At 66.6% G+C, this 24,385-nt stretch carries 24 protein-coding genes; 5 read left to right on the top strand and 19 right to left on the bottom strand.

Annotated features, from left to right (window positions below):
- Complete coding sequence (locus AC5592_RS00640; protein WP_232329134.1) at positions 1-891, top strand: phosphotransferase enzyme family protein; 891 nt, start codon at positions 1-3, stop codon at positions 889-891.
- Between the two features lie 11 nt (positions 892-902).
- Here the strand turns inward: AC5592_RS00640 and xylB are convergent, their stop codons facing one another.
- From xylB to AC5592_RS00610, 6 genes are read right to left on the bottom strand one after another with little or no spacing between them, the layout of a single operon-like run.
- Positions 903-2,297: a xylulokinase gene (gene xylB / locus AC5592_RS00635; protein WP_063063038.1), complete on the bottom strand. Its 1,395-nt coding sequence runs from the start codon at positions 2,295-2,297 to the stop codon at positions 903-905.
- The gene (locus AC5592_RS00630) at positions 2,298-3,278 is read right to left on the bottom strand and encodes a zinc-dependent alcohol dehydrogenase family protein (RefSeq protein ID WP_063063037.1); all 981 of its coding nucleotides are present in this window, start codon (positions 3,276-3,278) and stop codon (positions 2,298-2,300) included.
- Positions 3,279-4,286 (bottom strand): glycoside hydrolase family 172 protein, encoded by a 1,008-nt coding sequence (locus tag AC5592_RS00625; RefSeq protein ID WP_063063036.1) that lies wholly within the window; start codon positions 4,284-4,286, stop codon positions 3,279-3,281.
- Positions 4,279-5,757 carry an FGGY-family carbohydrate kinase gene (locus AC5592_RS00620; protein WP_063063035.1) on the bottom strand — a complete coding sequence of 493 codons (1,479 nt, stop codon included), beginning with the start codon at positions 5,755-5,757 and terminating at the stop codon, positions 4,279-4,281. The genes AC5592_RS00625 and AC5592_RS00620 overlap by 8 nt, the downstream gene beginning before the upstream one ends.
- Before the next feature lie 2 nt (positions 5,758-5,759).
- Positions 5,760-7,172, bottom strand: a complete 1,413-nt coding sequence (locus AC5592_RS00615) for an L-fucose/L-arabinose isomerase family protein (protein ID WP_063063034.1) — start codon at positions 7,170-7,172, stop codon at positions 5,760-5,762.
- 52 nt (positions 7,173-7,224) lie between these two features.
- Positions 7,225-8,082 (bottom strand): family 43 glycosylhydrolase, encoded by an 858-nt coding sequence (locus AC5592_RS00610; RefSeq protein ID WP_063063033.1) that lies wholly within the window; start codon positions 8,080-8,082, stop codon positions 7,225-7,227.
- A 400-nt stretch (positions 8,083-8,482) separates the two neighbouring features.
- Between AC5592_RS00610 and AC5592_RS00605 the strand changes: the two genes are divergently transcribed.
- On the top strand, positions 8,483-9,274 hold the full coding sequence (locus AC5592_RS00605; RefSeq protein WP_084506245.1) for an alpha/beta fold hydrolase: 792 nt from the start codon (positions 8,483-8,485) through the stop codon (positions 9,272-9,274).
- Positions 9,275-9,310: 36 nt separating this feature from the next.
- On the opposite strand, the gene AC5592_RS00600 is transcribed toward AC5592_RS00605, so the two are convergent.
- Entirely contained in the window at positions 9,311-9,601 is a 291-nt protein-coding gene (locus AC5592_RS00600; protein WP_036502462.1) for a DUF427 domain-containing protein, read from the bottom strand.
- 71 nt (positions 9,602-9,672) lie between these two features.
- On the opposite strand from AC5592_RS00600, the gene AC5592_RS00595 reads away from it, so the two are divergent.
- Positions 9,673-10,263 carry a hypothetical protein gene (locus AC5592_RS00595; RefSeq protein ID WP_051024694.1) on the top strand — a complete coding sequence of 197 codons (591 nt, stop codon included), beginning with the start codon at positions 9,673-9,675 and terminating at the stop codon, positions 10,261-10,263.
- Between the two features lie 14 nt (positions 10,264-10,277).
- On the opposite strand, the gene AC5592_RS00590 is transcribed toward AC5592_RS00595, so the two are convergent.
- The 3 genes from AC5592_RS00590 to AC5592_RS00580 form a co-directional block, all read right to left on the bottom strand.
- Positions 10,278-10,754: a hypothetical protein gene (locus tag AC5592_RS00590; RefSeq protein ID WP_051024695.1), complete on the bottom strand. Its 477-nt coding sequence runs from the start codon at positions 10,752-10,754 to the stop codon at positions 10,278-10,280.
- A 1,063-nt stretch (positions 10,755-11,817) separates the two neighbouring features.
- The gene (locus AC5592_RS00585) at positions 11,818-12,210 is read right to left on the bottom strand and encodes a PfkB family carbohydrate kinase (protein WP_198163720.1); all 393 of its coding nucleotides are present in this window, start codon (positions 12,208-12,210) and stop codon (positions 11,818-11,820) included.
- A complete protein-coding gene (locus AC5592_RS00580) occupies positions 12,207-13,589 on the bottom strand; it encodes a glucose-6-phosphate dehydrogenase (protein WP_063063029.1) in 1,383 nt (460 codons plus the stop codon). Before AC5592_RS00580 ends, AC5592_RS00585 begins: the two co-directional genes overlap by 4 nt.
- Positions 13,590-13,904: 315 nt before the next feature.
- Here AC5592_RS00580 and ku point away from each other — a divergent pair, with 315 nt between their 5' ends.
- Positions 13,905-14,864 carry a non-homologous end joining protein Ku gene (gene ku, locus AC5592_RS00575; RefSeq protein ID WP_063063028.1) on the top strand — a complete coding sequence of 320 codons (960 nt, stop codon included), beginning with the start codon at positions 13,905-13,907 and terminating at the stop codon, positions 14,862-14,864.
- Positions 14,865-15,048: 184 nt separating this feature from the next.
- Positions 15,049-15,813 carry an RDD family protein gene (locus AC5592_RS00570; RefSeq protein WP_036502468.1) on the top strand — a complete coding sequence of 255 codons (765 nt, stop codon included), beginning with the start codon at positions 15,049-15,051 and terminating at the stop codon, positions 15,811-15,813.
- 87 nt (positions 15,814-15,900) lie between these two features.
- Here AC5592_RS00570 and AC5592_RS00565 read toward each other — a convergent pair whose 3' ends face one another.
- The 9 genes from AC5592_RS00565 to AC5592_RS00525 form a co-directional block, all read right to left on the bottom strand.
- Complete coding sequence (locus AC5592_RS00565) at positions 15,901-17,163, bottom strand: acyl-CoA dehydrogenase family protein (RefSeq protein ID WP_063063027.1); 1,263 nt, start codon at positions 17,161-17,163, stop codon at positions 15,901-15,903.
- A 170-nt stretch (positions 17,164-17,333) separates the two neighbouring features.
- Positions 17,334-17,771: a DUF4189 domain-containing protein gene (locus AC5592_RS00560; RefSeq protein ID WP_051024696.1), complete on the bottom strand. Its 438-nt coding sequence runs from the start codon at positions 17,769-17,771 to the stop codon at positions 17,334-17,336.
- Positions 17,772-17,869: 98 nt separating this feature from the next.
- A complete protein-coding gene (locus AC5592_RS00555; RefSeq protein ID WP_036502473.1) occupies positions 17,870-18,241 on the bottom strand; it encodes a metal-sulfur cluster assembly factor in 372 nt (123 codons plus the stop codon).
- Entirely contained in the window at positions 18,234-18,731 is a 498-nt protein-coding gene (gene sufU, locus AC5592_RS00550) for a Fe-S cluster assembly sulfur transfer protein SufU (RefSeq protein WP_036502476.1), read from the bottom strand. The genes AC5592_RS00555 and sufU overlap by 8 nt, the downstream gene beginning before the upstream one ends.
- 46 nt (positions 18,732-18,777) lie before the next feature.
- Complete coding sequence (locus AC5592_RS00545; protein ID WP_036502480.1) at positions 18,778-20,037, bottom strand: cysteine desulfurase; 1,260 nt, start codon at positions 20,035-20,037, stop codon at positions 18,778-18,780.
- Between the two features lies 1 nt (position 20,038).
- Complete coding sequence (sufC, locus tag AC5592_RS00540; protein WP_036502483.1) at positions 20,039-20,815, bottom strand: Fe-S cluster assembly ATPase SufC; 777 nt, start codon at positions 20,813-20,815, stop codon at positions 20,039-20,041.
- A gap of 51 nt (positions 20,816-20,866) precedes the next feature.
- Positions 20,867-22,051 (bottom strand): Fe-S cluster assembly protein SufD, encoded by a 1,185-nt coding sequence (sufD, locus tag AC5592_RS00535; protein WP_063063026.1) that lies wholly within the window; start codon positions 22,049-22,051, stop codon positions 20,867-20,869.
- On the bottom strand, positions 22,051-23,511 hold the full coding sequence (sufB, locus tag AC5592_RS00530) for a Fe-S cluster assembly protein SufB (protein WP_036502488.1): 1,461 nt from the start codon (positions 23,509-23,511) through the stop codon (positions 22,051-22,053). The genes sufD and sufB overlap by 1 nt, the downstream gene beginning before the upstream one ends.
- Positions 23,508-24,317, bottom strand: a complete 810-nt coding sequence (locus AC5592_RS00525; RefSeq protein WP_084506243.1) for a helix-turn-helix transcriptional regulator — start codon at positions 24,315-24,317, stop codon at positions 23,508-23,510. Before AC5592_RS00525 ends, sufB begins: the two co-directional genes overlap by 4 nt.
- Positions 24,318-24,385: the final 68 nt, after the last annotated feature.

Here is a 24,385-nt window from a genome sequence, read left to right as displayed (position 1 = left end):
ATGAACTCACCAGCGACGACCTCATTAGAAGCGATCGTGACCCAGGCGGCCGCGTTGGCCGGGGCCGACGCAACCGGAGCCAAATTGATCCGCACCGGCGCCCATGCGATCTACCAGCTGCGCGGCGGCATAATCGCTCGAATCGGTAAGCCGGGCAGCGCAGACTCCGCTAGGCGAGAACTACAAATCTCTCAGTGGCTCAACGAATCCGGTATCCACACGGTCGAGGCGGTCGCCTCAATGGACCAACCGATAATCGTCGACGACCGCCCGGTCACCTGGTGGCGCCTGATCCCGGATCACCGACCGGCCACCCCAGCAGAGCTCGGCGAGGCCCTGCGGCGCCTGCACTCTTTGACCGCTCCGCCTACTTTCACTTTGCCAGAACACGATCCATTCGATGGCCTGCTCGAAACGGTCAGGTTTGCAACACCTCTCGATGATGACGATCGCAAATGGCTCATACAGCATGAGCAGGACCTGCAAAGCGGTTTTCAGCGCTTGCCAGCTCCTCGCCGCCTGTGCGTAATCCATGGGGATGCCTGGCAAGGCAACCTCGTCGTGCCGCCCAGCGGGCCACCGACATTCCTCGACCTGGACAAAGTCTCCGCTGGCCGCCCTGAATGGGATCTGATTCAACTTGCGGTCGACCACAGTGACTTCAACCGCCTCACGACCGCTGATTACGAATCTTTCGTAACGGCCTACGGCGGGACGGATATGACCACCAACCCAGGATTCCGTATCTACGCCGACATTCAAGAACTCCGCTGGACCGCCTTCGCGATCAGCCTCAGCACCCGAAATCCACGGGCCAAAACCGAAGCGGCCCATCGCATTGCTTGCATTCGGGGACGCATCGACAGACCCTGGACGTGGCACGCGTTCTGATCATTACGGAGTCAGCTGCCGTACAAGGTTTCTCGCGCCCGGCCATAAGCGCTGCGAATCTTTGTAGCCACCGCACGGTCGTCGGGAGCTGGAATCTCGACAGTCGAGACCGCCGGCCACTGCGGTGATTCGGCACCGCCTCGCAAAGCCCACGCGGCCTGTCGCGCCGCGCCCAACGCCACGTACTCCTCCGGCTCCGGCACGGTCACTGCCGCACCGAAGATCTGTGCGGCTGTCTCGGCGACGAATGCCGAACGCGATGCGCCGCCGATCAACAGCACTCGCCGAGGGGTCGCGCCGGCTGCGCGTAGGCGGTCGAGCGCATCGGCCATGTTGCACAGCATTCCTTCGACGGCGGCGCGGGCCAGGTGTGCGGGTCGCATTGTCTCCGAACGCAAGCCGTGCAGGCTGCCCGCCGCGTGGGGCAGGTTTGGGGTGCGTTCGCCGGATAAGTAAGGCAGCAGAACGAGTCCGTCGGCGCCCGGTGGGGCCTGGCGGGCGAGCGCATCGAGTTCGCCGAGGCGGACGCCCAGGGCTGTGGCCATCGCCTCGAGCACCCGGGCGGCGTTGAGTGTGCACACCAACGGCAGGAATTGTCCTGTCGCGTCGGCGAATCCGTTGACGAACGGATCGGTATTCAGCTGCGAGGTGCGTGCGAACGCGGTGCCGCTGGTGCCCAGCGAGATCACCACGTCGCCGTCACCGATTCCGAGTCCGAGCGCCGCCGCCGCGTTGTCCCCTGCGCCGGCAGCTATGACCGCGCCCGATGTGGTGCGTCCGGCACTCTCGAACGGTTCCAGCACTGTCGGAAGCTCCGGGGTTCGGCCGCGGAAAGCACTGGCCAACAGGTCTTCTCGATACCGGCCCGCCACCGGGGACCAGTACCCGGTGCCCGAGGCGTCACTCCGATCGGTCGCCGGCGCAGCATCACCACCACCGCACAATCGCCAGGTGAGGTAGTCGTGCGGCAGCATCACCCGGGTCACCCGGTCCGCGAGCTCGGGCTCGTGGTCGGCCATCCAGCGCAGCTTCGCGACAGTGAAGGCGGCGACCGGGACGCTGCCGACCGCGTCCAGCCACGCTTGCGGTCCGCCCAGTTCCGCGACGAGGGCGTCGGCTGCCTCGGCGGAACGAACATCGTTCCACAACAAGGCATCTCGTACCGGTCGGTGCGAGCTGTCGAGTGCCACCAAGCCGTGCTGCTGGCCGGCGATCGACACGGCGTCGACGTTGTCGAGCAACCCCTCCCCTGCCTGTTGCAACGCAGACCACCAAGCCTCGGGCGCGACCTCGGTGCTGTCGGGGTGCGGTGCGTGTCCGCGTGCCAGGACCTCACCGGTGTCCGCGTCGCACACCACGACCTTGCAGGATTGGGTGGAGCTGTCCACTCCGGCGACGGTGGCCATCTATCCGCGCGGCGCGATCTGGATCTTGCGGCCGACGCCGTCGCGGAATGCCTGCAGCGCTTCGGAGAACTGGTCGAGGGCGAAGGTGTGGGTGACCATGGTGTCGGCGTCGATCGCGCCCTTGCAGACGAGGTCGACGGCGCGGCCGAAGCTGTGCACCACCGCCATCGAGCCGACGACGGTGATCTCGTCGTTGTAGATGCGGAAGGGTGAGAACGACGCCGTCGCGTCGCCGGGGGCTACGCCGAACTGCTGGTAGGTTCCGCCGCGGCGGACGCGGGTGAGGCCGTCCTCGATTGCCGGGATCGCTCCGGTGCAGTCGATGACGACTTCCCAGCCGTGCGGGCGGTCGAACTCGTCGGCGTTCGTGGCGACCGCGTCCGCGCCGAGTGCGCGGGCGACCTGCAAGCGGTCGGTGTTGAGATCGACCACCGAGACCGAGGCCGCGCCCGCGGCGACCGCGAGTTGCAGCATCATCAGGCCCATCGTGCCGGCGCCGTAGATCAGGTAGTGCGAGCCCAGCATTCGTGGCAGGCCGTCGAATCCGTGGACGGCGCACGACAGTGGTTCCACCAGGGCGCCGTGTGAGGCGGGGAGGTCGTCGGGCAGTCGGTAGCAGTTGGCGGCCGGGACAGCGACGTACTCGGCCATTGCGCCGTTCACCGTGTCGCCGATTGCGCCCCAGCGTTCGCAGAGGTTGCCGCGGCCGATTCGGCAGTAGTGGCAGGCGCCGCAGAACAGTGACGGGTCCACGGCTACCTTCTCGCCGGTGCCCGGGCCGTCGACGATTTCGCCGCAGAACTCGTGGCCGGGGACGATCGGGTATGGCGTGGGCGGAAATTCGCCTTCGACGATGTGGATGTCGGTTCCGCAGATCCCCACCGCGGCCACCTGGACCACAACCTCGCCTGGGGCGGGAGTCGGGTCGGGAATCGTTTGCACCGAGTACTCGCCGGGTTTCTCGATCACCAGCGCGCGCATCTACCTTCCCCTTTCCTGGTACCACCATGCGGTGGTGGCGATATCGGCGTCGGCCAGCGGCAGATACCGCCCGCCGTCTTGCCAGCCCAGCGCTTGCAGCGTGACGCGTAGTTCCTCGTGGAAGCGGATCGGATCACGGACGTGCCAGCGATACATGCCGAACCGTTGTTTCGGCGTGTAGATCTCGTCATGTGGAAGTACTTGGTGCAGGCCGAGATACGGGCTGGAATAGTCGCGGTAGGAGCCGTCCAGGTCGAAGTTCCAGGCGCCGCCGAAATAGTCCTCGGTGCCGGTGCCGCAGATGGTCGGGAATTCGTCGTCTCCGTCGAGGTGGAACTTGATTTCGCCCTCGCCCCACCAGCCCGGCGCATTCGGTGCGATCGCCAAATAGGTGCCGACGTAGCGGCCGCGGCCTCGGACCTCATCGACAATGGTGTGAACTGCCGGTGTTCCGAGCGGATTGCTTTGTCGCCGTTGGGAATGCAGGTAGCCGACGTCCTCGCCTACCGCGGTCTCGTCGTAGGTGAGCTGATAGTAGACCGGCACCGAGCGGTCGGTCGGGTTGTGCAGGGTGACACGCGCGTGCTGACGAAAAGGCATGGGCCAGAAACTGTTCAACCCGCCGGCGGGTGCGACCACCACCATTTCCGAACTCACCAGTGCCAGTTCGTCCCAGCCGTTGCAGAAGAAGTCGCCCAGCGGCACGTCGATCGACGGCTGCGATTCGTCGTCCCAGGTGAAGTTCAGTGTCAACCGACGCAGCACGGTGCGGTCGGTGGTCAGCCAGAAGTGCCGGATCACGCCCGGTCCGGAGACGTCGGCCAGTGTCGCGGTGGATCCGGCGGCCAGGTCGATCGACGGTGATACCTTCCAGCCGATACCGAGATCGCGTGCCGCGCCCGCGCCGGTGCCGGTTTCGGCCCGTGCGCCCGCGCCCGGCGCGCCGGTCGGGTTCTCAGGGCTGATCGAGCGGGTACGCGCCCGGTCCAGCCGCCAGAGTTCAGCCATGGTCCGCCGTCCGATGTTGTTCTGCGGCAAGAAAATGCGCGATATCCACAGTCGATTCGTAGAGCTCGCGATAGCGCCGGTAGTACTGGTCGTAGATCGCTTGCCGCTCGGCGTCCGGCTCGATCGTCGACGTCACCGGATTCCAGCCGGACGTGTCGACGCCGGCGGCTTCCGCGGCCAGCAGGGCATCACCGAGGCAGGCCCCGACAGTCTCCGCCGGCAACTCCTGTGGCAGACCGGTCACGTCGGACACGATCTGGGTCCACAACCCGCCTTTGGTGCCACCACCGACCGCGACCAGGCGTCTGGCGCGGCCACCGGCCTCGGACATTGCCTCCAGGTTGTGCCGCACCCCGAATCCGGTTGCCTCCAAAGCCGCGCGGTACAGCTCGGCGCGGCCGTGGCTGGTGGTAAGTCCGGCGACGATCCCGCGTGCGTCGGGATCGAACAGGGGTGTTCGTTCACCGGCGAAATACGGCAGCATCAACAGTCCCCGGCTGCCTGCCGGAACCTTGCCCGCCTCCTCGATCAAGTCGCCGAATTCTCCGCCGACCAGGCGGCGCAGCCACTCGGTGACCGCACCCGAGGTGGCCATTCCCGCTGCCAGCGAATAGGTTTCGGGCCAGGCGCCGCAGGTGCCCCACAGGCCGGGGTGTGGACGCGGTTGGGTGAGGATCTGGACCAGAAACATCGTGGTGCCGTACATGACCATCGCGTCGCCGGGCGCGCGCACGCCGACACTGGCGGCTTCCGCCCACGCGTCGACCGTGCCGGTGGTGACCGGTAACCCTTCCGGAAGTCCGGTCGCGGCAGCACCTTCCGCGGTCACCTGACCCACCACCTCTGTGGGCCAGGCGAGTTCGGGCAACCGCAGCCCAGGAGCGCAGCGCTCGGCCCACTCCGACCACTCTCGTTTACGCAGGTCGTACATGGGCACGCACTGACTCGCCGACTGATGGTCGAGGACGTATCGCCCGGTCAACCGGTGCACGAGAAAGGAACTCGCCATCAGCAGCATGCGGGTGCGCTCATAGACGTCCGGCTCGTGCCGCGCCAACCACCGCAGCTTCGGGCCGACGGCCTGGCTGGTCAACGGCGAACCAGCCCGTTCGAGGACGGCCGCCTCGCCCAATTCGTCTGCCAGCTCGTCGATTTCGACCGTCGCCCGGGTGTCGACGCCGTACAGGATGGCCGGCCGCAGCGGATTCCCCTGCGCGTCGGCGGGCAGCAGACACGGACCGATACCGCTGATCCCGAGCCCCTCCAGCCGTGCACCGGCGGCGGCGTCGACCAATTCGCGGGCGATGGCGACGAAGTCCGCCCACCACACCGATTCGGCGTCGTGCTCGACCCAGCCCGGTCGCGGCATCGACACCTCGTGCGGGCGCTCGGACCGGGCGAGCACCGTTCCGTCGGCGTCGGTCAGCACGCCCTTGGAACCGGATGTGCCGATGTCGATTCCGATGAACATGGTCACCGACTGAATTCGTCCACGGTGACGCCCAGCAGATCGCACGCGGCCCGCACGGTCGCGCGATGGTCACCGGGTACGGCGTGAATATGGTTGGCGCCGAACCGGGACAGGAAATCCTCGGCCCGAGCGTCCAGCCGCGCGAACGCGTGCGGCCATTCGCGGGTCGACTGGCTCATCAACTCGTCGTTGGTGGCGTCGTCGTAGGTTTCGAAGTCACCGAGCATCACCTGCATGCGGTAGTTGCCGTCGTTGCGGGTCAGCCGGCCGAAAGTCATCTGTCCCGGTGCCGCGAGATGATGGACGGATGCCCCACCGGCGGGGAAGAAGAACACCTCGGGGTACAGGTGCACCCGGGACAGGTTCTCGGCCGGATCGTCGCTGCGGGCGGCGAACCAGGTGGCGTGCTGGCCGGAGTTGCACAGATCCCAGATGTCGCGGTCCGCATGGTAGTGGCGGACGTCGGCGAACAACACCGGTGTCTTCGAAATCTGTTTGAGCAGTTGCATGGTCAGCGCGCCGTCCATGTCGGCCTCGGTGGCGCACACATGCGTCGGCTTCGGGCCGTTCCAGTCGTACGGGTCGTTGAGGAACGCCTCGGTGATGTCCATCGTGGCGAAGTACTGGGTGAGCTCGGGCTGACCTTTGATACCGGAGAAGTCGATGTTCCATTCGTCGATCAGCTCGCGCACCGCGAGGTAGGAGCGGATCTGGCGCTCCAGCAACTCCGGAGTGAGTTTGTCACCGTCGTAGTGCACGCCCGCGGTGGTCTCCTCCAGCCATGTCCGGGCCTTCGATACCTCGGCCGCGTCGGCCAGCTCGGCGCGGCGGACGATCTCCCACTGGTCGATTTCTTCGACGTCGACACCGAAAATGCGTTGCCACTGATCGGTATTCGCGACGGCGGTGTTCATCCCCATCGGCCGGCCCCCGAACCGGCCGAACGTCGAACCGCGCAAGCTCGACACCGCCGCTGCGGCGCAAGCCTGCACACCGATCTTCTCGATCAGGTCCGGGTCGGCCGGGTCGCCCCACAGCCGGGTGTGCGTGCGGCCGATCTGATCCAGCGCTCCCCCGGCGGCCAGCATCCCGACCATTCCGGGCTGCACCGGGTCGATATTCGACAGCAACAGCAACGCGCCCGGCGTGGCTCCCTGCACGAGCATCGTGAAGTGCGGGAACGCCCACACCGCGTAGTGCAGCACGGTGAGATCGACTCCGGCCGAGGCGACTTCGCGTGCCACCGAGACGGCGAGTGTGTTGGTGCTGACCGGAGCGGAGCCGCGCACCACCTCGTGTCCCGCGCCGGTGAGTTCGGCGACGAGCCGGTCCTCATTGGTACGGATGAACTCGGCTATGCCGTCGTGCACATAGTCGCGTCCGTCGGAAATGCTGATTACACCGATACGTGCCACGCCGGATCCCTCCAAGAGACGAACGGTCGGACTACTCGCCTAGAGATATCACTCAGGGTGCGGTTTCCGGTGGAGTTCTCCCGATCTCGAGGGCTGCCAACGACACTCCGCCCTGTCCCCAGCCGCAACTGGTGATCCACAGGTCGCCGTCGTCGATCACCTCGGCGGCATGGGCGGCGATGTGGCCGACGCGGTCGTCGATCCGGAAGTGGTAGGGATCGTCGCTGCGGAACACGTCGGTGCCGAGGTAATCGGGTCGCGGGCCGATGAACAAATACCAGGAACCGTTGTGGCACAGAATGAATGGGGATTCGGTATTGCCGGCCTCTGTTCCGGAGGTGGGGTCGGTGAACGCGATCCGCCGCTCGCTCCAGGTGCGCAGATCGGTGCTCGTGCGGTAGGCGACCACATAGTTGCCGCCCGTCGGCGAACTCGTCGCGGCGTAGTACATCACCCAGCGGCCGTCGATCCACGCGACCATCGGATCGCGGGCATCGTATCCGTCGCGGAAGACCGGTCCGGACGGTTCGCGGGTCCACTCGAACAGGTCGTCGGAGGTGGCCGCGCAGATCAACGCCGCGGTGCGGTCCTCGCCGCCGCCCGCGTAGAACATGTGGTAGCGCCCGTCGGCGCGGATCACGTACGGCGCCCACAGATGCGTCTCGCCGTAGTCACGGTCCACGACCAGTGCCGAGGGGTGTTTGGTCCACGGGCCGTGCAGGTCGTCGGCGGTGGCGTGGGCGAATTCGATCTCGTCGAACGGATTCGCCGGTTCGGTATGGGTGATGCCGAACAGGTGCCAGCGGCCCAATTCGTCGCGAATGATGGTGTGGTCGTTGATGTACCACGGCTGCGGCTCACCGACGCTCGGGTCGTAGATCGTGTGGAAATGCTCGGCCCGGACGCGCACTGCGGGTCCTGCGGGTCGATCATCGAGACCGAGTCGGTCGGCGGCCGGTCCTTCTCGAAACTCGATCTCGGGCTCGGCCATCCGGCACCTCTCTCCTCGGTCTCGTTTTCCCGTCCCGATGCACATCTGCCGGGTGACGCCCGATGCGGATAGGTTCCTCGTGCAGCTCCCGCCGGGGCGATATCAGCCACGCCGCTCCTCGCGCAGGACAGCCACATCGCGATGCCATCCGCTGAGCAGAATTCAACCACGCAGTCCCTTGCAGCCGGCAGAATTCCGACCACAATCGCCGTCGACCTGAGCGGCGAATTCCGCGCGAATAGCGACGAGCAGCGGAATCGCCGACACCATCCCCATCGGTGGCGGAGACCGGTATCGCTGTCCGAATAGACTGCGCCCCATGCGGACAGCGATGACGCTCGACAGCGGCCAAGTCGTCGGTTACATCGACCACGGCGGTTCCGGCCCGGCCGTCCTGCTCTTGCACAGCTACCTGATGGACGCGGACATGTTCGCCCCGCAGGTTCGTTCGCTCGGCCGGACCTACCGGTTGATCGCCATGGACGAACGCGGTCACGGGCAAACCCCCGCCGACAGTCCCTTCACTTACTGGGACGTGGCCCGCGACGCACTCGAACTGCTCGACCACCTCGGGATCGACCGGTGCGCGGTGCTGGGGACCAGCCAGGGCGGATTCATCGGTCTGCGGATGGCCCTACTGGAGCCGGACCGGGTTGCCGCGCTCGCGTTGCTCGGAACGTCGGGCGCCGCCGAGGATCCGCAGGTCGCCGCCGCCTACCGGCAGGCTGCCACCGCATGGCGCGAACTCGGGCCGACGCAGAATCTGCTCGATATGAACGCCGCCATCTGCCTGGGTCAGCACGATGCGACCGAGTGGCAGGCCAAATGGCGTGAACTTTCCGGAGATCACATCGACCGTGTCCTGACCCCACTGGTCGAGCGGGACAGCATCCTCGATCGAGCTTCCGAGATCGACTGCCCCGCCGTGGTCCTGCACGGCTCGGCGGACGCCGCCTATCCGGTCGACCGGGCCGTCGAGTTGGCCGCAGCGCTGCCCAACGCGGGACCGCCGGTGATCATCGACGGCGGCGCGCACTTCCTGTCGCTCACGGATGCGGAGGCTGTGGAGCCGCACCTGCTGGCCTTCTTCGCGAAGTCGCTGCCGGGCTGAGGTCGACATCCGGATCACCGCCGGTGCCGGGGCAGATCAGTCGTCGATGGAGACCTTGTTCTTGTAGAAGGCGACGTACCCCTCGATGTCGGCTGCCGCCCGCTTCGTCTCGGGGTAGTACCAAGCGGCGTCGATGAGGGGGTTTCCGTCACCGACATCCACGGTGTAATAGCTCGCGCGACCCTTCCAGGGGCAGATGCTATGGGTCTCGGTGGGCGTGAAGTACTCCTTCTTGATCGATTCCGGCGGAAAGTAGATATTGCCTTCCACTGTTTCGTAGTGGTCGGACTCCGCGATGGTGACGCCGTTGACCGTTGCCTTTGCCATGCGTCCATTCTGCCCCGGCCAGCGAGCGAGCCCCAGCGCCGAACAGTGGCGAGAGAGCCTACGATCGCCCGGTGACGCTTTCCCCCGCCGACCTGATCGGCTATGTCGCCAGTGGCCTCGACGCCGATCTGAGCCGCTGGTTCCCCGACGCCGAACCTGTTGTCGTGCCCGAACAAACCCGTTCGGCCACACCGTTTCTCGAACGACTGGCACCGACGGACGCGACCGCGCTCGCCGCGCTGGACGCCCGGGTGCGCTCGGGGGTGATGCCGCACTTCCTCGACATATTCGACTGGTCCTACGGTTTCGACTTCGCCGGGAACGACTGCGGGATCCTCGACGCGGACTACACCACCGAACTCACCGATGCCGACGTCTTCTCCGTCGGTGCCGACGGCGGCGGAAATCTGTTCTGTGTACTCACCAATGGTCAAGTGGCGCTGTGGTTTCACGAGGAGGAGGTTCTCGAGGGCGGCACTCGCTTCGACCATCTCGATGTGTTCATCTGGTCGTTCCTGCGCTACCGCGCGGTTCGCGCGGGCCGTCTCGAGCTCGAGGCCGTGGAGGCCGATTTCCGTGCCCTCGGCCAGGATGGCGCAGTGGAACCGGAGCTGGGCCTGCTGAGCCACATGTCGCGACCGACTTCCCACGCGGTGGAGTAGCCGGTCGAGTCCGGTCACGGTCGTGCGGTGTGCTCCGGCCGGCCGTGCGTGCGGCGACGTTCCTTCATCTCCGCCTCGTGGACGTGGCGCCGGCCTTGAACAAGCTGGTCGCGAACCATGCGTTCCATGTCGGCGAACGCGGCGTAGTACCCGTCGTCGTACTCCTCCATGATCTGAAAGGTCCATCGCCCCGGCAGTACGTTGCGGCCGATCAACTCGCCACGCACGCGCCCGGCCAAATCCGGGCGACCCGCGGCGCGAAGCTGGTCGACAACGCTGTCCAGCAGCAGATCGGCATGCCCGGTCAACCGGTGGAACGCATACAGATTCCCGCGCGCCTGTTCGATCGTCTCCAGCGCTTCGGACAAGGTTCCGGCCGCGCGGACCGCGTCGTCGCCGACATCGTCCGGACGACGATGCCGGATCTCGGGTCGATCCTCGGTGGCGGTGCCGCGGTCTGCGAATTCTGATGTATCGGTGTCGTTGGTCATGCACTGGCTGTACCCAGCCACATCGATTCGATGCACAATCGATGCATCCGATCGATCGGTGAAGCACTGCGGGCGCTGACCGCCCGGCGGAGCCCCACGACAGGGCCGCGCGTGACGGATCCACTACCTCTGCCGAAGCCGTCCACCGCTGCGCGGCCTGCGGCGCAGCGGATCGCGATTCGGTGGCATCGTCGGGGCCGGTCAGCCGACACCGGCATCTACTTCGCTGATGGCCGGTAACTACGACGCGTACGCGAATTCCCTCGGGGACTGTGACAGGGCCGGGACGGCACCGTATCGGTGGCCTCATCCGCCCCGAAAGGCGTTGCGCTCAAAGATAACTCGATCCGCGGGATCTTCGACAAGCCGACGCCGCCTTGTCTTTTCGCGCGTTCGCCGCAGTGCGATTACCGAGGCCGTGTTTCCCGAGGCTGGTCTTCGGCTCTGCGCACGCCACCGTGATGTCCTCCCTCGACTCCTTCGTCGGTGGCCTCGGTTTCGGGTGCCTGCGCCGCCGGTTGCTCTTCGGCCGGGGACGCGGTGGTCCCGCCGGGAGTCTCGTCTGGGGCCGGAGCCTTGAAATTCGGGTCGGTCACCGGGTGGGTCGCGCCCGCTGTTCTGGCGCCGCCCCCACCTTCTGTGGTGCCGCCTACCTCGTCCGCGCTCGTGCGCCGGCCTTCATAGGGCGGGACAGCGGATTCGACGTCGGCGGGTGGGAGCGTCCCGGTCGTGGCGACGTCGTCTTCGGACTGGTTCTGATCACGGACTGAAGTAACTTCTTCGTGGTCGAAGGTGCCGCCCGGGCGATCGGCCGAGCCGCCGCCCGCTGTATTCGACCCGGTGTCTCGCGAGCCTTCGGCTCCTCGCTGCGATTGAGGCTCTTCGGACAGATGTTCGCTGGACATAGCTCCATCGTCTCCTCGAGTAGAGCGCTGGATTATAACCTCTGCGTTCAAGCGTGGTGCCCGATTCGACTGCAGTCAAGCAAACCCGTGATGCGGAATTTTGCGACATTTTCGGCGTCGGCCGCCAAGACGATGTGGACCGTGCCACCGCGGCCCGGTCAGCGTCTGACGTGGGCTGATCCGTTCGCGATGAGGGCCTCGACCTCCGCGAGCGAGGCCATGGATACATCTCCCGGTGTCGTCATGACGAGGGCCCCGTGAGCCGTGCCGTAGGCGAGAGCGCGCTCGACCGAGACACCGGCGAGCAGACCGTAGATCAGGCCGGCGGCGAAGCCATCGCCGGAGCCGACACGGTCCAGGACGTGCAGGCCATACACCCGGGGCCCGGCCACGAAACCGGTCTCGGTGGACCAGGCAGCCGAGGACCAGTCGTTGACATGGGCAGAGGAGACCTCACGCAGCGTGGTTGCCTTCCGCAGCTCGCCCGTGGCGGGCTCAGCCGACGGCGTATGTGGTGCACAAGCAGGCGACGGCGAGTTCGGCTGGTTCATTGTCGGCGGTCTTTCCGGTTCGGGGCGGCAGGGCCCGGTGATCCCGCGGGATAGTCGTCGAGCGGCACCAGATCACGTGACCAGGCCGAGATGACGGGGGTGACCACTCGCCACGACTCCTCCGCCTCGTCACCGCGGATGGACAGGGCCGGATTGCCGAGCAACACGTCCAGCAGGAGCCGTCCGTAGGCGGGCAGGTCGGGCGGCGGGATCGCCGCGCTCATGGTGAGCGGGACCAGAGTGTCCACGGCGGCGCCGATGGCGGTGAGGGTGAGCGTGAGGTTTTCCGGCTCGAGCCCGAACCGGAGGACGTTCGGCGCCGTAGTCCCGTGGTGGCCGAAAGGCATATGGGGGACCGGCCGGAAATGAATGGCGACTTCCTTGCGGTCGGCGGCGAGGGCTTTGCCGGTGCGCAGCACGAATTCGGTTCCGGCCCATCGCCAGTTGTCGATCGCCAGCCGGACTTCGGTGAAGGTTTCGGTCCGCCGTTGTGGATCCACGCCGGGCTCGTCGATGTAGGACGGGACGTGCCGGTCGCCGATCACGCCGGCGGTGTAGCGGGCTCGGCGGGTGCGGCGCCGGATATCGTCGTCGGTCAGGGTGCGGATCGACCGCAGTACGTCGACCTTGCGGTCACGCAGATCGCGTTCGGACAGGGTGATCGGCGGTTCCATGGCCACCAGGCAGAGCAGTTGGAGCAGATGGTTCTGCACCATGTCCTCGAGCGCTCCCACCTGGTCGTAGTACCCGGCACGATCCTCGAGGGTGAGAGTTTCTTCCCAGACGATCTCGACCTCGGCGATATGCGCGCTGTTCCACAGTGATTCGAGCACCCGGTTGGCCAATCGGCTGCCGAGCAGGTTCTGCACGGTGGTCATCGCCAGGAAGTGGTCCACCCGGAAGACGGCCTGTTCCGGAACCAGATCTGCCAGCAACGTGTTGAGTTCGTGCGCGCCGGCGAGATCCTCCCCGAACGGCTTTTCGAATACGAGCCGGCTACCGGAGGGAAGCTGCGCGGCGTCCAGGGTCCGAATCGCGGTGGCGAACAACGACGGCGGCAACGCCAGATAGACGGCCACCGCTCCCGCACCGCCGATCGCCTCCGCCACCTGCGCCGGATCACCTATGTCGGCCTGCTGGTATCGCGCAGCCGCGAGGATCGCCCGCCGGGTGTCGGCCGAAATGGCCGGGGCGTACCGATCGAGCTGGGCCGCAGCCCATTTCCTGAACTGTTCGTCATCGCGGCCCTTGCGGTCGGCGCAGACGACCTCGAAACCGGCGTCGAGGTGGCCGGTTTGGTGCAGAGCGGCCAATCCCGGCAGCAGATAGCGTCCGGCCAGGTCACCCGTGCCGCCGAAGATGACGAGTCGTCGGATCATCGCGTGGCCGCCTGTACCGGTGCGAGGGGGGCGTTCTCCGGAGGCAGGTGGCCATCGGCCCGGTGGGCCGGGCGACACGGTGGATCGAGATCGTGCATCACATCTCCTCCACGGCACACGCGGCGAAGCGGCGGCGGATCAACCGAAGCGGGTCAGCACCTTCACGAGATCGTCGATCTCCTTGCCCTCAATCTAACAGCCACCCACCTGTCCGCCGGCGATCGTTATCGCCACGCGATCCGCCGCCGACGGACACACCCGAGGTCACGCCGCTTCACCGGACAAAACCGACCGGTCATCAGTAGCATCGGATCCATGCGGTCGATCTGGAAGGGTTCCATCGCGTTCGGGCTGGTGAATGTCCCGGTGAAGGTCTATACCGCCACCGAGGACCATGACATCAGGTTCCATCAGGTCCACGCCAAGGACGGCGGGCGGATCAAATATGACCGTGTCTGCACGGTGTGCGGGCAGTCGGTGGCCTTCGCCGATATCGACAAGGCTTATGAGTCGCCCGAGGGCGACAAGGTGATTCTCACCGACGAGGATTTCGCGAAATTGCCGGTGGCCGAGAAACACGAGATTCCGGTGTTGCAGTTCGTGCCCTCCGAGCAGATCGACCCCATCCTGTTCGACCGCAGCTATTACCTCGAGCCCGATTCCACGACACCCAAGGCGTACGTGTTGCTGGCGAAAACACTCGATCAGGTGGATCGGGTGGCGCTGGTGCATTTCACGCTGCGGCAGAAGACGCGGCTGGCGGCGCTGCGGGTGCGGGACGGGGTGCTGGTGTTGCAGACGCTGTTGTGGCCGGACGAGGTGCGCGCGGCCGAATTCGAATCGCTCGACGATGCCGCCGCACCGCGATCGCAGGAGGTCGCGATGGCGCAGACTCTGGTCGACAGCATGTCGGAGGATTTCGATCCCGATCAGTACACCGACGAATATCAGATCGAGCTGAAAAAGCTGCTCGACGAGGCCATCGAATCCGGATCCGACCGCGTCAACCGCCACGAAGAGGCGGAACCGGCGCAGATGGATGCCGAGGTGGTCGATCTGGTGGCCGCATTACAGCGCAGCCTCGAAGCCACCGGTCGCGGTGGGGAATCCGGCAAGTCGAGCCGGGGCCGCGCCTCGAAATCCGCCGCCAAGTCGACCGCGAAGGCGACCACCAAGCGGGCCGCGTCGAAATCCACCGGTACCAAATCGGCGAGCAAGTCGACTGCGAAGAAGGCGGCGCCGAAGGCCGCCAAGCAGACCCGCAAGGGAGCCTAGGCGGCGATTCCGGCGTCGTCGCCGAATCAGGCAATCGTGAGATATCCGACTGTTCGGCGCGCCCACTGCGCGCGGGTCGGCCATACTTTGGCGGGGCCTGGCGGTTACCGTACGGTGCAATCACAGTTCGACCCGGTCGGGGCCCGGATCGTCCCCGTACCACCAGCTTCCGGAGGAACCACATATGACCAACCCGTCGGACCCGAACGGCCCGTACGGCCAGCCGGGGCAACCGGGCTACGGGTATCCGCCCGCCGGCCAGCAGCCGGGCTACGGCGCACACCCGCCGGGTTACGGCGCACCGCCGCCCGGATATGCCGCTCCCCCACCTGGTTACGGCACTCCCGCTCCGGGATACGGTGCGGCACAACCGAATTACGGCGCTCCCCCGCCGGGCGCGGGCTACCCGCCGGCCGGCCCGGGCTACGGGTATCCGCAATCCGGATACGGGCCGCCCGCACCCTATGCCCACTGGTTCGCCCGTGTCGGCGGGTATCTCGTCGACGCGCTGATCATCGGCGTACCGTTCGGCATCCTGTACGGACTCGCGTTCGGCCTGGGCACCAAAGATCTCGATTGCTCGGGCAGCGATGACTCCTACGGCTCCTCCTACTCCTACTCCGCCGCCTGCACCGGCGGTGGAATGACGGCCGTCGGCGTCATACTGATGTTGCTGGCGTTCGCCGTCATGGCCGCGGCGGCGCTATACCTGATCTATCTGGAAGGCACCACCGGGCAGACGCCGGGTAAGAAACTGGTCGGCATCCGTGTGATCAAGGAAGCCGACGGTCAGGTGCTCGGCTTCGGTATGGCCTTCGTGCGCAAGCTCTGCCACATTCTCGACAACGCTCTGTGCGGCCTCGGCTATCTGTGGCCGCTGTGGGACGAGAAGAACCAGACCTTCGCCGACAAGATCGTCGGCACCATCGTGGTGCAGGCTCAGCAGTAACGTCGCTGCTCAGCGTTGTCACGGCCCCGCGGTTCCCTGATCGGACGCGGGGCCGTTTCGTGTGGTGAGCGCCGGTGTCGGGCGGTTTCACACGCCCTTGGGCGCGCGGGAGGACATGAATCCGAACAGATAACCCGCTACTCGCCGCATCTGAATCTCCTCCGCTCCCTCGGTGATTCGATAGCGGCGGTGGTGGCGGTAGATGTGTTCGAACGGCTGGTGGCGCGAATAGCCGAGGCCGCCGAACACCTGCATGGCGCGATCGGCCGCCTCGCAACACAATCGGTTGGCCCAGTAGTTGCACATCGATACCTGCTCGGAGGCGGCGAAGGTGCCGCGGCGATCCATGGTCCACGCGGTTTTGTGGATCAGCGTGCGCAGCATCTCGCACTGGGTGTGCAATTCGACCAGCGGGAATTGGATCGCCTGATTGTCGGCGAGCGCTTTACCGAAGGGTTTGCGCTCCTTGGCGTATGCCACGGCCCGGTCGATGCAGTATTGCGCCGCTCCGAGACTCGACGCCGCCTGGCGAATCCGGTTCTCGTTGAAGAAATGCTGGACGACCGCCAGCCCGCGGCCCTCGGGTCCGAAGACGGCGTCGGCGCCGACGCGCACGTCGCGCAGGGTGACCCGCCCGTGATCGGTCGGCATGTTGAAGGTCCACAGATATTCCTCGACCGTGAATCCGCGGGTATCGGGCGGCACCAGGAATGCGGTGATGCCGGTGCCGTCCCCCGCTTCGCCGGCGGTGCGCGCGAAGATCAGATCGGCGTCGGCGGTGTGAATGCCGGTATTCCAGGTCTTTTCGCCGTTGATCACCCAGCCGTCGCCGTCGCGCACCGCGCGGGTGTCCATATGGGTGGCGTCGGAACCGTGTTCGGGTTCGGTGATGCCGAAGGCGAAGAATTTCGCGCCCGCCGCCAGGCCCTCCACCCACTCCGCTTGCTGTTGCGGCGAACCGTATTCCAGCATCAGCAGCAGGCCCACATTGTTGGCGACCACGGCGTGTTCGTTCTGCAGATCGCAGTGCAGGCCGAGACCCCGGCGGGCGAGATGTTCGCGAATGACGGCCATATCGAGATTGGTGCCGCCGCGGCCGCCGAATTCGGGCGGGAACGCGTAACGGTAGTGCCCGGCGGCATCGGCGCGGCGGCGGGTCTCGGCGAGCAGATCCTCCCAGTCGGCACTGGGCAGCCCGCCGCGATCCCAGTCGGTGCGTGCGTCTTCACGGCGATGGTCGAAGAAGCGGATGTTGTCGTTCTCGCGTTCGAGCGGCACGATCTCGCGGTCGATGAAGGCATCCAGTTCGGCCAGATAGTCGCTGAGCTCCGAGGGTATGTCGAAATCCACTGCTGCTCCTACCGTTTCGGCCGGTCCGGCGATTCGGGCCTCACGATATCGCGCAGCATGCCTTCTCGGAGCGGGACGGACCCGGACATCGGTGACCGAGGGCGAAACAGCGGGACAGACGAGGGCGGCCGACCTGCCATGCAGGTCGGCCGCCATCGGTTTCGAAACGATCAGTGCGCGTTCGCGGTGCAACTGGTCAGGGCGATGGTCGCCGGGCGTGGGCTCGCACTCCCCAGGTCGGGGAACGGCGGCGCGCTCGGCCCCAGGAAATCCCTCGCCTGCTTCTCGGCCTCGACCTGAGTCGGACCCCAGCCCACCGCGATCCGGCCGTCCGCTCCCTGGGCGACAGCACCGCAGCCGTTGCTGAAATCCAAGATGACGCGGCAATCACCGCGACCACAGTGCGCTCGGGCCGCGGCATCCGCGCTGGGCGCGTCGGCGAAGTTGGTGGCCGCGGCCACCACTCCGCTGCTGTCGGAGTAGGCGATCGCACCGTGCAGGTCACCGTCGGCCTGAGCCGAACCGGCGGCGCCGGCCACCGCGAAACCCGCACCGGCCGCCGCCGCGACGGCCGCCGAGCGGACACGCCGGGAAAACTTTTGGGACATCCGTGAATCCACCCCGTTCGAAGTCTGCGTACTGGACGCAGGCGATCCTTCTCCACAACGGCCCCGGATGTCCACTTCCCCCTACCCGGTGGCGAGAATCAGACCGTGAAGCCCAAGGCGCGCAGCTGCTCGCGGCCGTCGTCGGTGATCTTGTCCGGACCCCACGGCGGCATCCAGACCCAATTGATCTTGAGATCCTCCACCAAACCGCTGCGCACCAGGGCGTTTCGCGACTGGTCCTCGATCACGTCGGTGAGCGGGCAGGCCGCGGAGGTGAGGGTCATGTCGAGGACGGCCACCTCCTCCTCGAGCCGCATCCCGTAGACCAGTCCCAGGTCGACGACGTTGATGCCGAGTTCGGGGTCGACGACGTCACGCATCGCCTCCTCCATGTCCTCGAGCAACGCGACCTGCTCCTGGGAGAGTTCGGCCTCGGTGTTCGGCTGTTCGGTTGCCGGCGTCTCAGTCATGAGCTTCCCCATTTCCGGCGGACCCGTTGCCCATGGTCCGCTTGGTCTCTTCGGCCGAGGTTATCCGCACCACGGCATCTTTGAATGCCATCCAGCCCAGCAGGGCACACTTCACCCGCGCCGGATATTTCGACACACCGGCCAGCGCGATGCCGTCGCCGATCACGTCCTCGTCGCCCTCGACCGTGCCGCGGCTGGAGATCATCTCGCTGTAGGAGTCGACCACCTTCAGCGCCTGCTGCACGGGCTGGCCGATGACCTGATCGGTGAGGATCGAGGTGGCGGCCTGGCTGATCGAGCAGCCCTGCCCGTCGTAGGACACATCGGCGACATCGCCGTTGTCGTCGATGTGCACCCGCAGGGTCACCTCGTCACCGCAGGTCGGGTTGACGTGATGCACCTCGGCACCGAACGGCTCCCGCAGCCCGCGGTGGTGCGGATGCTTGTAGTGGTCCAGGATCACTTCCTGGTACATCTGTTCCATACGCATTGCGAAATCTCACGCCCCGTTCACTGGTCGCTCGCGCTCACCGGATTCAACGGTCGGCCACTCCGAAGAATTTCTGGGCCTTACGGACCGCGGCCACCAGCGCCTCCACCTCGTCCAGCGTGTTGTAGACGGCGAAGGAGGCCCGGGCGGTGGCGGGTACACCGAGCCGGCGCATCAGCGGCCAGGCGCAATGGTGCCCGACGCGGATGGCGACACCCTCGTCGTCCAGGATCTGGCCCACGTCGTGCGGGTGGATCCCGTCGACCACGAACGACACCGCGCCACCGCGGTCCACGTTCTCGGTCGGCCCCACGATGTGCACCCCGTCGATCGCGCCGAGTCCCTCCAGGGCGGCACCGACCAGCGTATGTTCGTGCGCGGCAACGGCTTCCATCCCGATCTCGTCGAGATACCGCACGGCCGCGCCCAATCCGACCACCTGGGAGGTCATCGGCACACCGGCCTCGAACCGCTGCGGCGGCGCCGCGTAGGTGGTCGCCTCCATGGTGACCGTCTCGATCATCGAACCGCCGGTGATGAACGGCGGGGTCTCCTCGAGCAGGGCGTAGCGGCCGTAGAGCACGCCGACACCGGAGGGACCCAGCATCTTGTGCCCGGAGAACGCGGCGAAGTCGACGCCGAGCTCACGGAAGTTCACCGGCATGTGCGGGACCGACTGGCAGGCGTCGAGCACCACCAGCGCGCCGACCGCCTTCGCACGGCGCACCATCTCGTGCACGTCGGCGACCGCACCGGTCACATTCGACTGATGGGTGAACGCGACGACCTTGGTCGCGGGCGTCAACTCCAGCGAATCCAGGTCGATGCGCCCGTCGTCGGTGATGCCGTACCACTTCAGGGTGGCGCCGGTGCGGCGCGCGAGTTCCTGCCACGGAACGAGATTCGCGTGATGCTCCAGTTCGGTGATCACGATCTCGTCGCCGGGTCCCACGTGGTACGGGAAGCGGTCGTCGGAGAACGAATACGTCACCAGGTTCAGCGATTCGGTCGCGTTCTTGGTGAACACGATCTCGTTCGCCTCCACACCCACGAAGCGCGCGATATCGGCCCGTGCGCCCTCGTAGGCGTCGGTCGCCTCCTCGGCGAGCTGATGCGCGCCGCGGTGCACGGCGGCATTGGTGTGGGTGAGGAATTCGCGTTCGGCGTCGAGGACGGCCAGCGGTCGCTGCGAGGTGGCCCCGGAATCCAGGTACACCAACGGTTTTCCGTCACGCACCGTCCGGTTCAGGATCGGGAAATCGGCCCGGATCCTGGCGACGTCGAGTGTGCGTGTCACAGCGGTCATATCAGGCTCCCGCGGTCGCGGTCTGTGTGAAGCGGACGTAGCCGTTGGCGTCGAGTTCGTCGGCCAGCTCGGAGCCGCCCTCGGCCACGATGCGGCCACCCACGAACACGTGCACGAACTGCGGCTGGATGTAGCGCAGGATCCGGGTGTAGTGGGTGATCAGCAGGACGCCGCCGTTCTCGCGCTCCTTGTAGCGGTTGACGCCCTCGGAGACGATGCGCAGCGCGTCGACGTCCAGACCGGAGTCGGTCTCGTCGAGGATGGCGATCTTCGGCTTGAGCAGGCCCAGCTGCAGGATTTCGTGGCGCTTCTTCTCACCGCCGGAGAAGCCCTCGTTGACGCTGCGGTCGGCGAAAGCGGCGTCGATCTCGAGCTCGCCCATCGACTCCTTGACTTCCTTGACCCAGTGGCGCAGCTTCGGGGCCTCGCCGCGCACGGCGGTCGCGGCGGTGCGCAGGAAGTTCGACATGGACACACCCGGCACCTCCACCGGGTACTGCATGGCCAGGAACAGGCCGGCGCGGGCGCGTTCGTCGACGGACATGGCCAGCACGTCCTCGCCGTCGAGGGTGATCGAGCCCTGGGTCACGGTGTACTTGGGGTGACCGGCGATGGCGTAGGACAGCGTGGACTTGCCGGAGCCGTTGGGGCCCATGATGGCGTGGGTCTCGCCCGACTTCACGGTGAGGTTCACGCCCTTGAGGATCTTGATGGGCTCGCCGTTCTCGTCCGGATTGGCGACTTCGGCGTGCAGGTCCTTGATTTCGAGGGTGGTCATTGCATTCCTTCTGGGCTGGTGGAGGTTTCGGGCGGCCGGGACGCGCCGGTGCTAGGCGCCGATGGCGGCGAGTTCGGCCTCGATGGCCGACTCCAGCCGCTCCCGGATCTCGACGACCGCGATCTTCTGGATGATCTCGTGGAAGAAACCACGCACCACCAGGCGGCGGGCGGCCTCCTCCGGAATACCGCGAGCTCGCAGGTAGAACAGCTGCTCGTCGTCGAATCGGCCCGTCGCCGAGGCGTGGCCGGCGCCGAGGATCTCGCCGGTCTCGATCTCGAGGTTCGGCACCGAATCGGCACGAGCGCCGTCGGTGAGGACCAGATTGCGGTTGGCCTCGTAGGTGTCGGTGCCCTCGGCCTCCGCGCGGATCAGCACGTCGCCGACCCAGACGGTGTGCGCATCGGGCTTGGCCGAGCTCGGATCGCCCTGCAGCGCACCCTTGTACAGCACGTTGGACTTGCAGTGCGGATGCGCGTGGTCGACCAGCAGGCGCTGTTCGAAATGCTGCCCGTCGTCGGCGAAGTACAGGCCCAGCAGTTCGGCGTCGCCGCCGGGACCGTCGTAGCGCACGGTCGCGGTCAACCGCACCAGATCGCCGCCGAGGGTCACGTCGGTGTGCCGCAGCACGGCATCGCGACCCAGCTTGGCGTGATGGGCGGTGACGTGCACGGCGTCGTCGGCCCAGTCCTGGACCGCGACCACGGTCAGCTTGGCGCTGTCGCCCAGGACGAATTCCACGTTCTCCGCGTAGGTTCCGCTGCCGCGCTGGTCGATGACCACCGTCGCGACCGCGAAGTTGGCGAGCCGGATCTGCAGATGACCGAACGCCGTCTTGTCCGCGCCGGGGCCGGTGATCCGGACGACCACCGGGCGGCCGACCTCCGTCTCGGCGCCGACCGACACCACTGTCGCCTGCTCGAACCCCGAATAGGCTTGGGCGGCAACACGATCGGTGGGCACCCCACCCTCGCCGAGGCGGGCGTCGTCACGGCCGACGGTCTCGACCGTCACACCGTCGACCGCCGAGCCGTCGACCTCGATACCCGCCCGGCCGTCGCGCACCGCGGTGCCGTCGTGCAGGCCACGCAGCCGGCGCAGCGGGGTGAACCGCCAGGCCTCGTCGTGCGCCGAGGGCACCTCGAAGGCGGCCACGTCGAACGAGGCGAACAGCTCACCCTTGTTGACGGCCGGGATGCGGGCCTCGCCCGCGACAGCCACGTTCTCGACCGGCATCAGCCGACCGCTCCTTCCATCTGCAGCTCGATGAGCCGGTTCAGTTCCAGCGCGTATTCCATCGGCAGTTCCTTGGCGATGGGCTCGACGAAGCCGCGCACCACCATCGCCATCGCCTCGTCCTCGGTCATGCCGCGGCTCATCAGGTAGAACAGCTGATCCTCCGACACCTTGGAGACGGTGGCCTCGTGGCCCATCGTCACGTCGTCCTCGCGGATGTCGACGTAGGGGTAGGTGTCGGAGCGGCTGATCGTATCCACCAGCAGCGCATCGCATTTCACGGTCGACTTGGAGCCGTGCGCACCCTTGTTGATCTGGACCAGGCCGCGGTAGGACGCCCGGCCGCCGCCGCGCGCCACCGACTTCGACACGATGGTCGAGGAGGTGTGCGGCGCCAGATGCAGCATCTTCGAGCCGGTGTCCTGGTGCTGGCCCTCGCCCGCGAACGCCACCGACAGCACCTCACCCTTGGCGTACTCGCCGGTCATCCAGACCGCCGGGTACTTCATGGTGACCTTGGAGCCGATATTGCCGTCGATCCACTCCATGGTCGCACCCGCCTCGGCCTTGGCCCGCTTGGTGACCAGGTTGTAGACGTTGTTCGACCAGTTCTGGATGGTGGTGTAGCGGCAGCGGCCGCCCTTCTTCACGATGATCTCCACGACCGCCGAGTGCAGCGAGTCGGACTTGTAGATCGGCGCGGTACAACCCTCGACGTAGTGCACGTAGGCGCCCTCGTCGACGATGATCAGCGTCCGCTCGAACTGGCCCATGTTCTCGGTGTTGATCCGGAAGTAGGCCTGCAGCGGGATGTCGACGTGCACGCCCGGCGGCACGTAGATGAAGGAGCCACCCGACCACACGGCGGTGTTCAGCGCGGAGAACTTGTTGTCGCCGGCCGGAATCACCGAGCCGAAGTACCGCTGGAAGATTTCCGGGTGCTCACGCAGGCCGGTGTCGGTGTCGAGGAAGATCACACCCTGGGCCTCGAGGTCCTCGCGGATCTGGTGATAGACGACCTCCGACTCGTACTGCGCGGCCACACCCGCCACCAGGCGCTGCTTCTCCGCCTCCGGGATGCCCAGCTTGTCGTAGGTGTTCTTGATGTCCTCGGGCAGATCTTCCCAGCTCTCGGCCTGCTTCTCGGTCGAGCGCACGAAGTACTTGATGTTGTCGAAGTCGATGCCATCGAGGTTGGAGCCCCAGCTCGGCATCGGCTTGCGGTCGAAGATGCGCAGTGCCTTGAGGCGGGCGGCCAGCATCCACTCGGGCTCGTTCTTCTTCGCCGAGATGTCGCGCACGACGTCCTCGGACAGGCCGCGCTTGGCGCTGGCGCCGGCGATATCCGAATCCGCCCAGCCGTAGCCGTAGGTACCCAGGGAGGCGATGGTCTCCTCTTGGGTCAGGGCCTGGTTCTGGGGCGCATCGGATTCACGGCTCGCCGCGGTGGTCGACGTCATTCGGCACTCCTTCCGGAGTCGTTTCGAGCTGCCGTTGCGGGCTGTGCAACGGCGCGGGTGGCGGGCTGAGCATTGCTCGTCGGGGGAACGGACAGGGGTACGTGGGTGGTGCAGGCGCAGTCACCGTTGGCGATGGTCGCGAGCCGCTGCACGTGGGTTCCGAGCAGCTCACGAAATGCCTCGAGTTCGGCAGCGCACAGCTCCGGGAACTCCTCGGCCACATGCGAGACCGGACAGTGATGCTGGCATATCTGGACACCGGAGCCGACCTTGCGGGTGGTGGCGGCGAATCCGGCATCGCTGAACGCCTCGGCGATCTCCTCCGCCTTCTCCGAGGTGGCGGCCGGGGTGTGCTGAGCCAGGCGGTCGATACCGGCGACGATCACACCGACGCGGCGGCGAGCGAAATCCATGATCGCGTTCTCGCCGCCGATCTCGCGCAGCTGCCGCATCGCGGCTCCCGCCAGATCGTCGTAGGCGTGACCGAGCCGGCCGCGACCAGCGGCGGTCAGCTGGAACTGCTTGGCGGGACGACCGCGGCCCTGCTGTTGCCACGGCGCCGAGCGCATGGCCCGAGCCTCGCCGGATTCGATCAGCGCGTCGAGATGACGACGCACACCGGCCGGGCTCAGTCCCAGCCGCTGCCCGATGGCCGTCGCGGTGATCGGCCCCTCCTCCAGCAGCAGCTGGACGACGGCCGCGCGAGTATGCCCCTCACCGGCGGCGGCCGCGGGCGCGGCGGAAGGCCGGGCGCCCTGCTGACGCTCGGTATTCACCTCGTCCTCCCGCAAACCCACGGTTTTCACAACATCAGTGTGACGGAATTATTTCCCGCATTCTAGTAAGGGTGCCCTGAATCTCTCCCGGATACGGC

Origin of the sequence: Nocardia violaceofusca NBRC 14427 (genome assembly GCF_963869435.1) — a bacterium.
Classification (GTDB): domain Bacteria; phylum Actinomycetota; class Actinomycetes; order Mycobacteriales; family Mycobacteriaceae; genus Nocardia; species Nocardia aobensis.
Note: the sequence above shows the minus strand (reverse complement) of the source record. Positions and strands in the feature narration are given on the sequence as shown.

Bases quoted from the DNA above. Each gene is read 5' to 3' on its own strand.
- sufD (WP_063063026.1), bottom strand. From the start codon at position 22,051: ATGCCGGTCGAGAACGTGGCTGTCGCGGGCGAGGCCCGCATCCCGGCC.
- AC5592_RS00545 (WP_036502480.1), bottom strand. From the start codon at position 20,037: ATGACCGCTGTGACACGCACACTCGACGTCGCCAGGATCCGGGCCGAT.
- AC5592_RS00580 (WP_063063029.1), bottom strand. From the start codon at position 13,589: ATGATCCGACGACTCGTCATCTTCGGCGGCACGGGTGACCTGGCCGGA.
- AC5592_RS00555 (WP_036502473.1), bottom strand. From the start codon at position 18,241: ATGACTGAGACGCCGGCAACCGAACAGCCGAACACCGAGGCCGAACTC.
- AC5592_RS00570 (WP_036502468.1), top strand. From the start codon at position 15,049: ATGACCAACCCGTCGGACCCGAACGGCCCGTACGGCCAGCCGGGGCAA.
- AC5592_RS00630 (WP_063063037.1), bottom strand. From the start codon at position 3,278: ATGCGCGCGCTGGTGATCGAGAAACCCGGCGAGTACTCGGTGCAAACG.
- AC5592_RS00605 (WP_084506245.1), top strand. From the start codon at position 8,483: ATGCGGACAGCGATGACGCTCGACAGCGGCCAAGTCGTCGGTTACATC.
- AC5592_RS00640 (WP_232329134.1), top strand. From the start codon at position 1: ATGAACTCACCAGCGACGACCTCATTAGAAGCGATCGTGACCCAGGCG.
- AC5592_RS00620 (WP_063063035.1), bottom strand. From the start codon at position 5,757: ATGTTCATCGGAATCGACATCGGCACATCCGGTTCCAAGGGCGTGCTG.
- AC5592_RS00600 (WP_036502462.1), bottom strand. From the start codon at position 9,601: ATGGCAAAGGCAACGGTCAACGGCGTCACCATCGCGGAGTCCGACCAC.
- sufB (WP_036502488.1), bottom strand. From the start codon at position 23,511: ATGACGTCGACCACCGCGGCGAGCCGTGAATCCGATGCGCCCCAGAAC.
- sufU (WP_036502476.1), bottom strand. From the start codon at position 18,731: ATGCGTATGGAACAGATGTACCAGGAAGTGATCCTGGACCACTACAAG.
- ku (WP_063063028.1), top strand. From the start codon at position 13,905: ATGCGGTCGATCTGGAAGGGTTCCATCGCGTTCGGGCTGGTGAATGTC.
- AC5592_RS00585 (WP_198163720.1), bottom strand. From the start codon at position 12,210: ATGAACCAGCCGAACTCGCCGTCGCCTGCTTGTGCACCACATACGCCG.
- AC5592_RS00560 (WP_051024696.1), bottom strand. From the start codon at position 17,771: ATGTCCCAAAAGTTTTCCCGGCGTGTCCGCTCGGCGGCCGTCGCGGCG.
- sufC (WP_036502483.1), bottom strand. From the start codon at position 20,815: ATGACCACCCTCGAAATCAAGGACCTGCACGCCGAAGTCGCCAATCCG.
- xylB (WP_063063038.1), bottom strand. From the start codon at position 2,297: ATGGCCACCGTCGCCGGAGTGGACAGCTCCACCCAATCCTGCAAGGTC.
- AC5592_RS00590 (WP_051024695.1), bottom strand. From the start codon at position 10,754: ATGACCAACGACACCGATACATCAGAATTCGCAGACCGCGGCACCGCC.
- AC5592_RS00625 (WP_063063036.1), bottom strand. From the start codon at position 4,286: ATGGCTGAACTCTGGCGGCTGGACCGGGCGCGTACCCGCTCGATCAGC.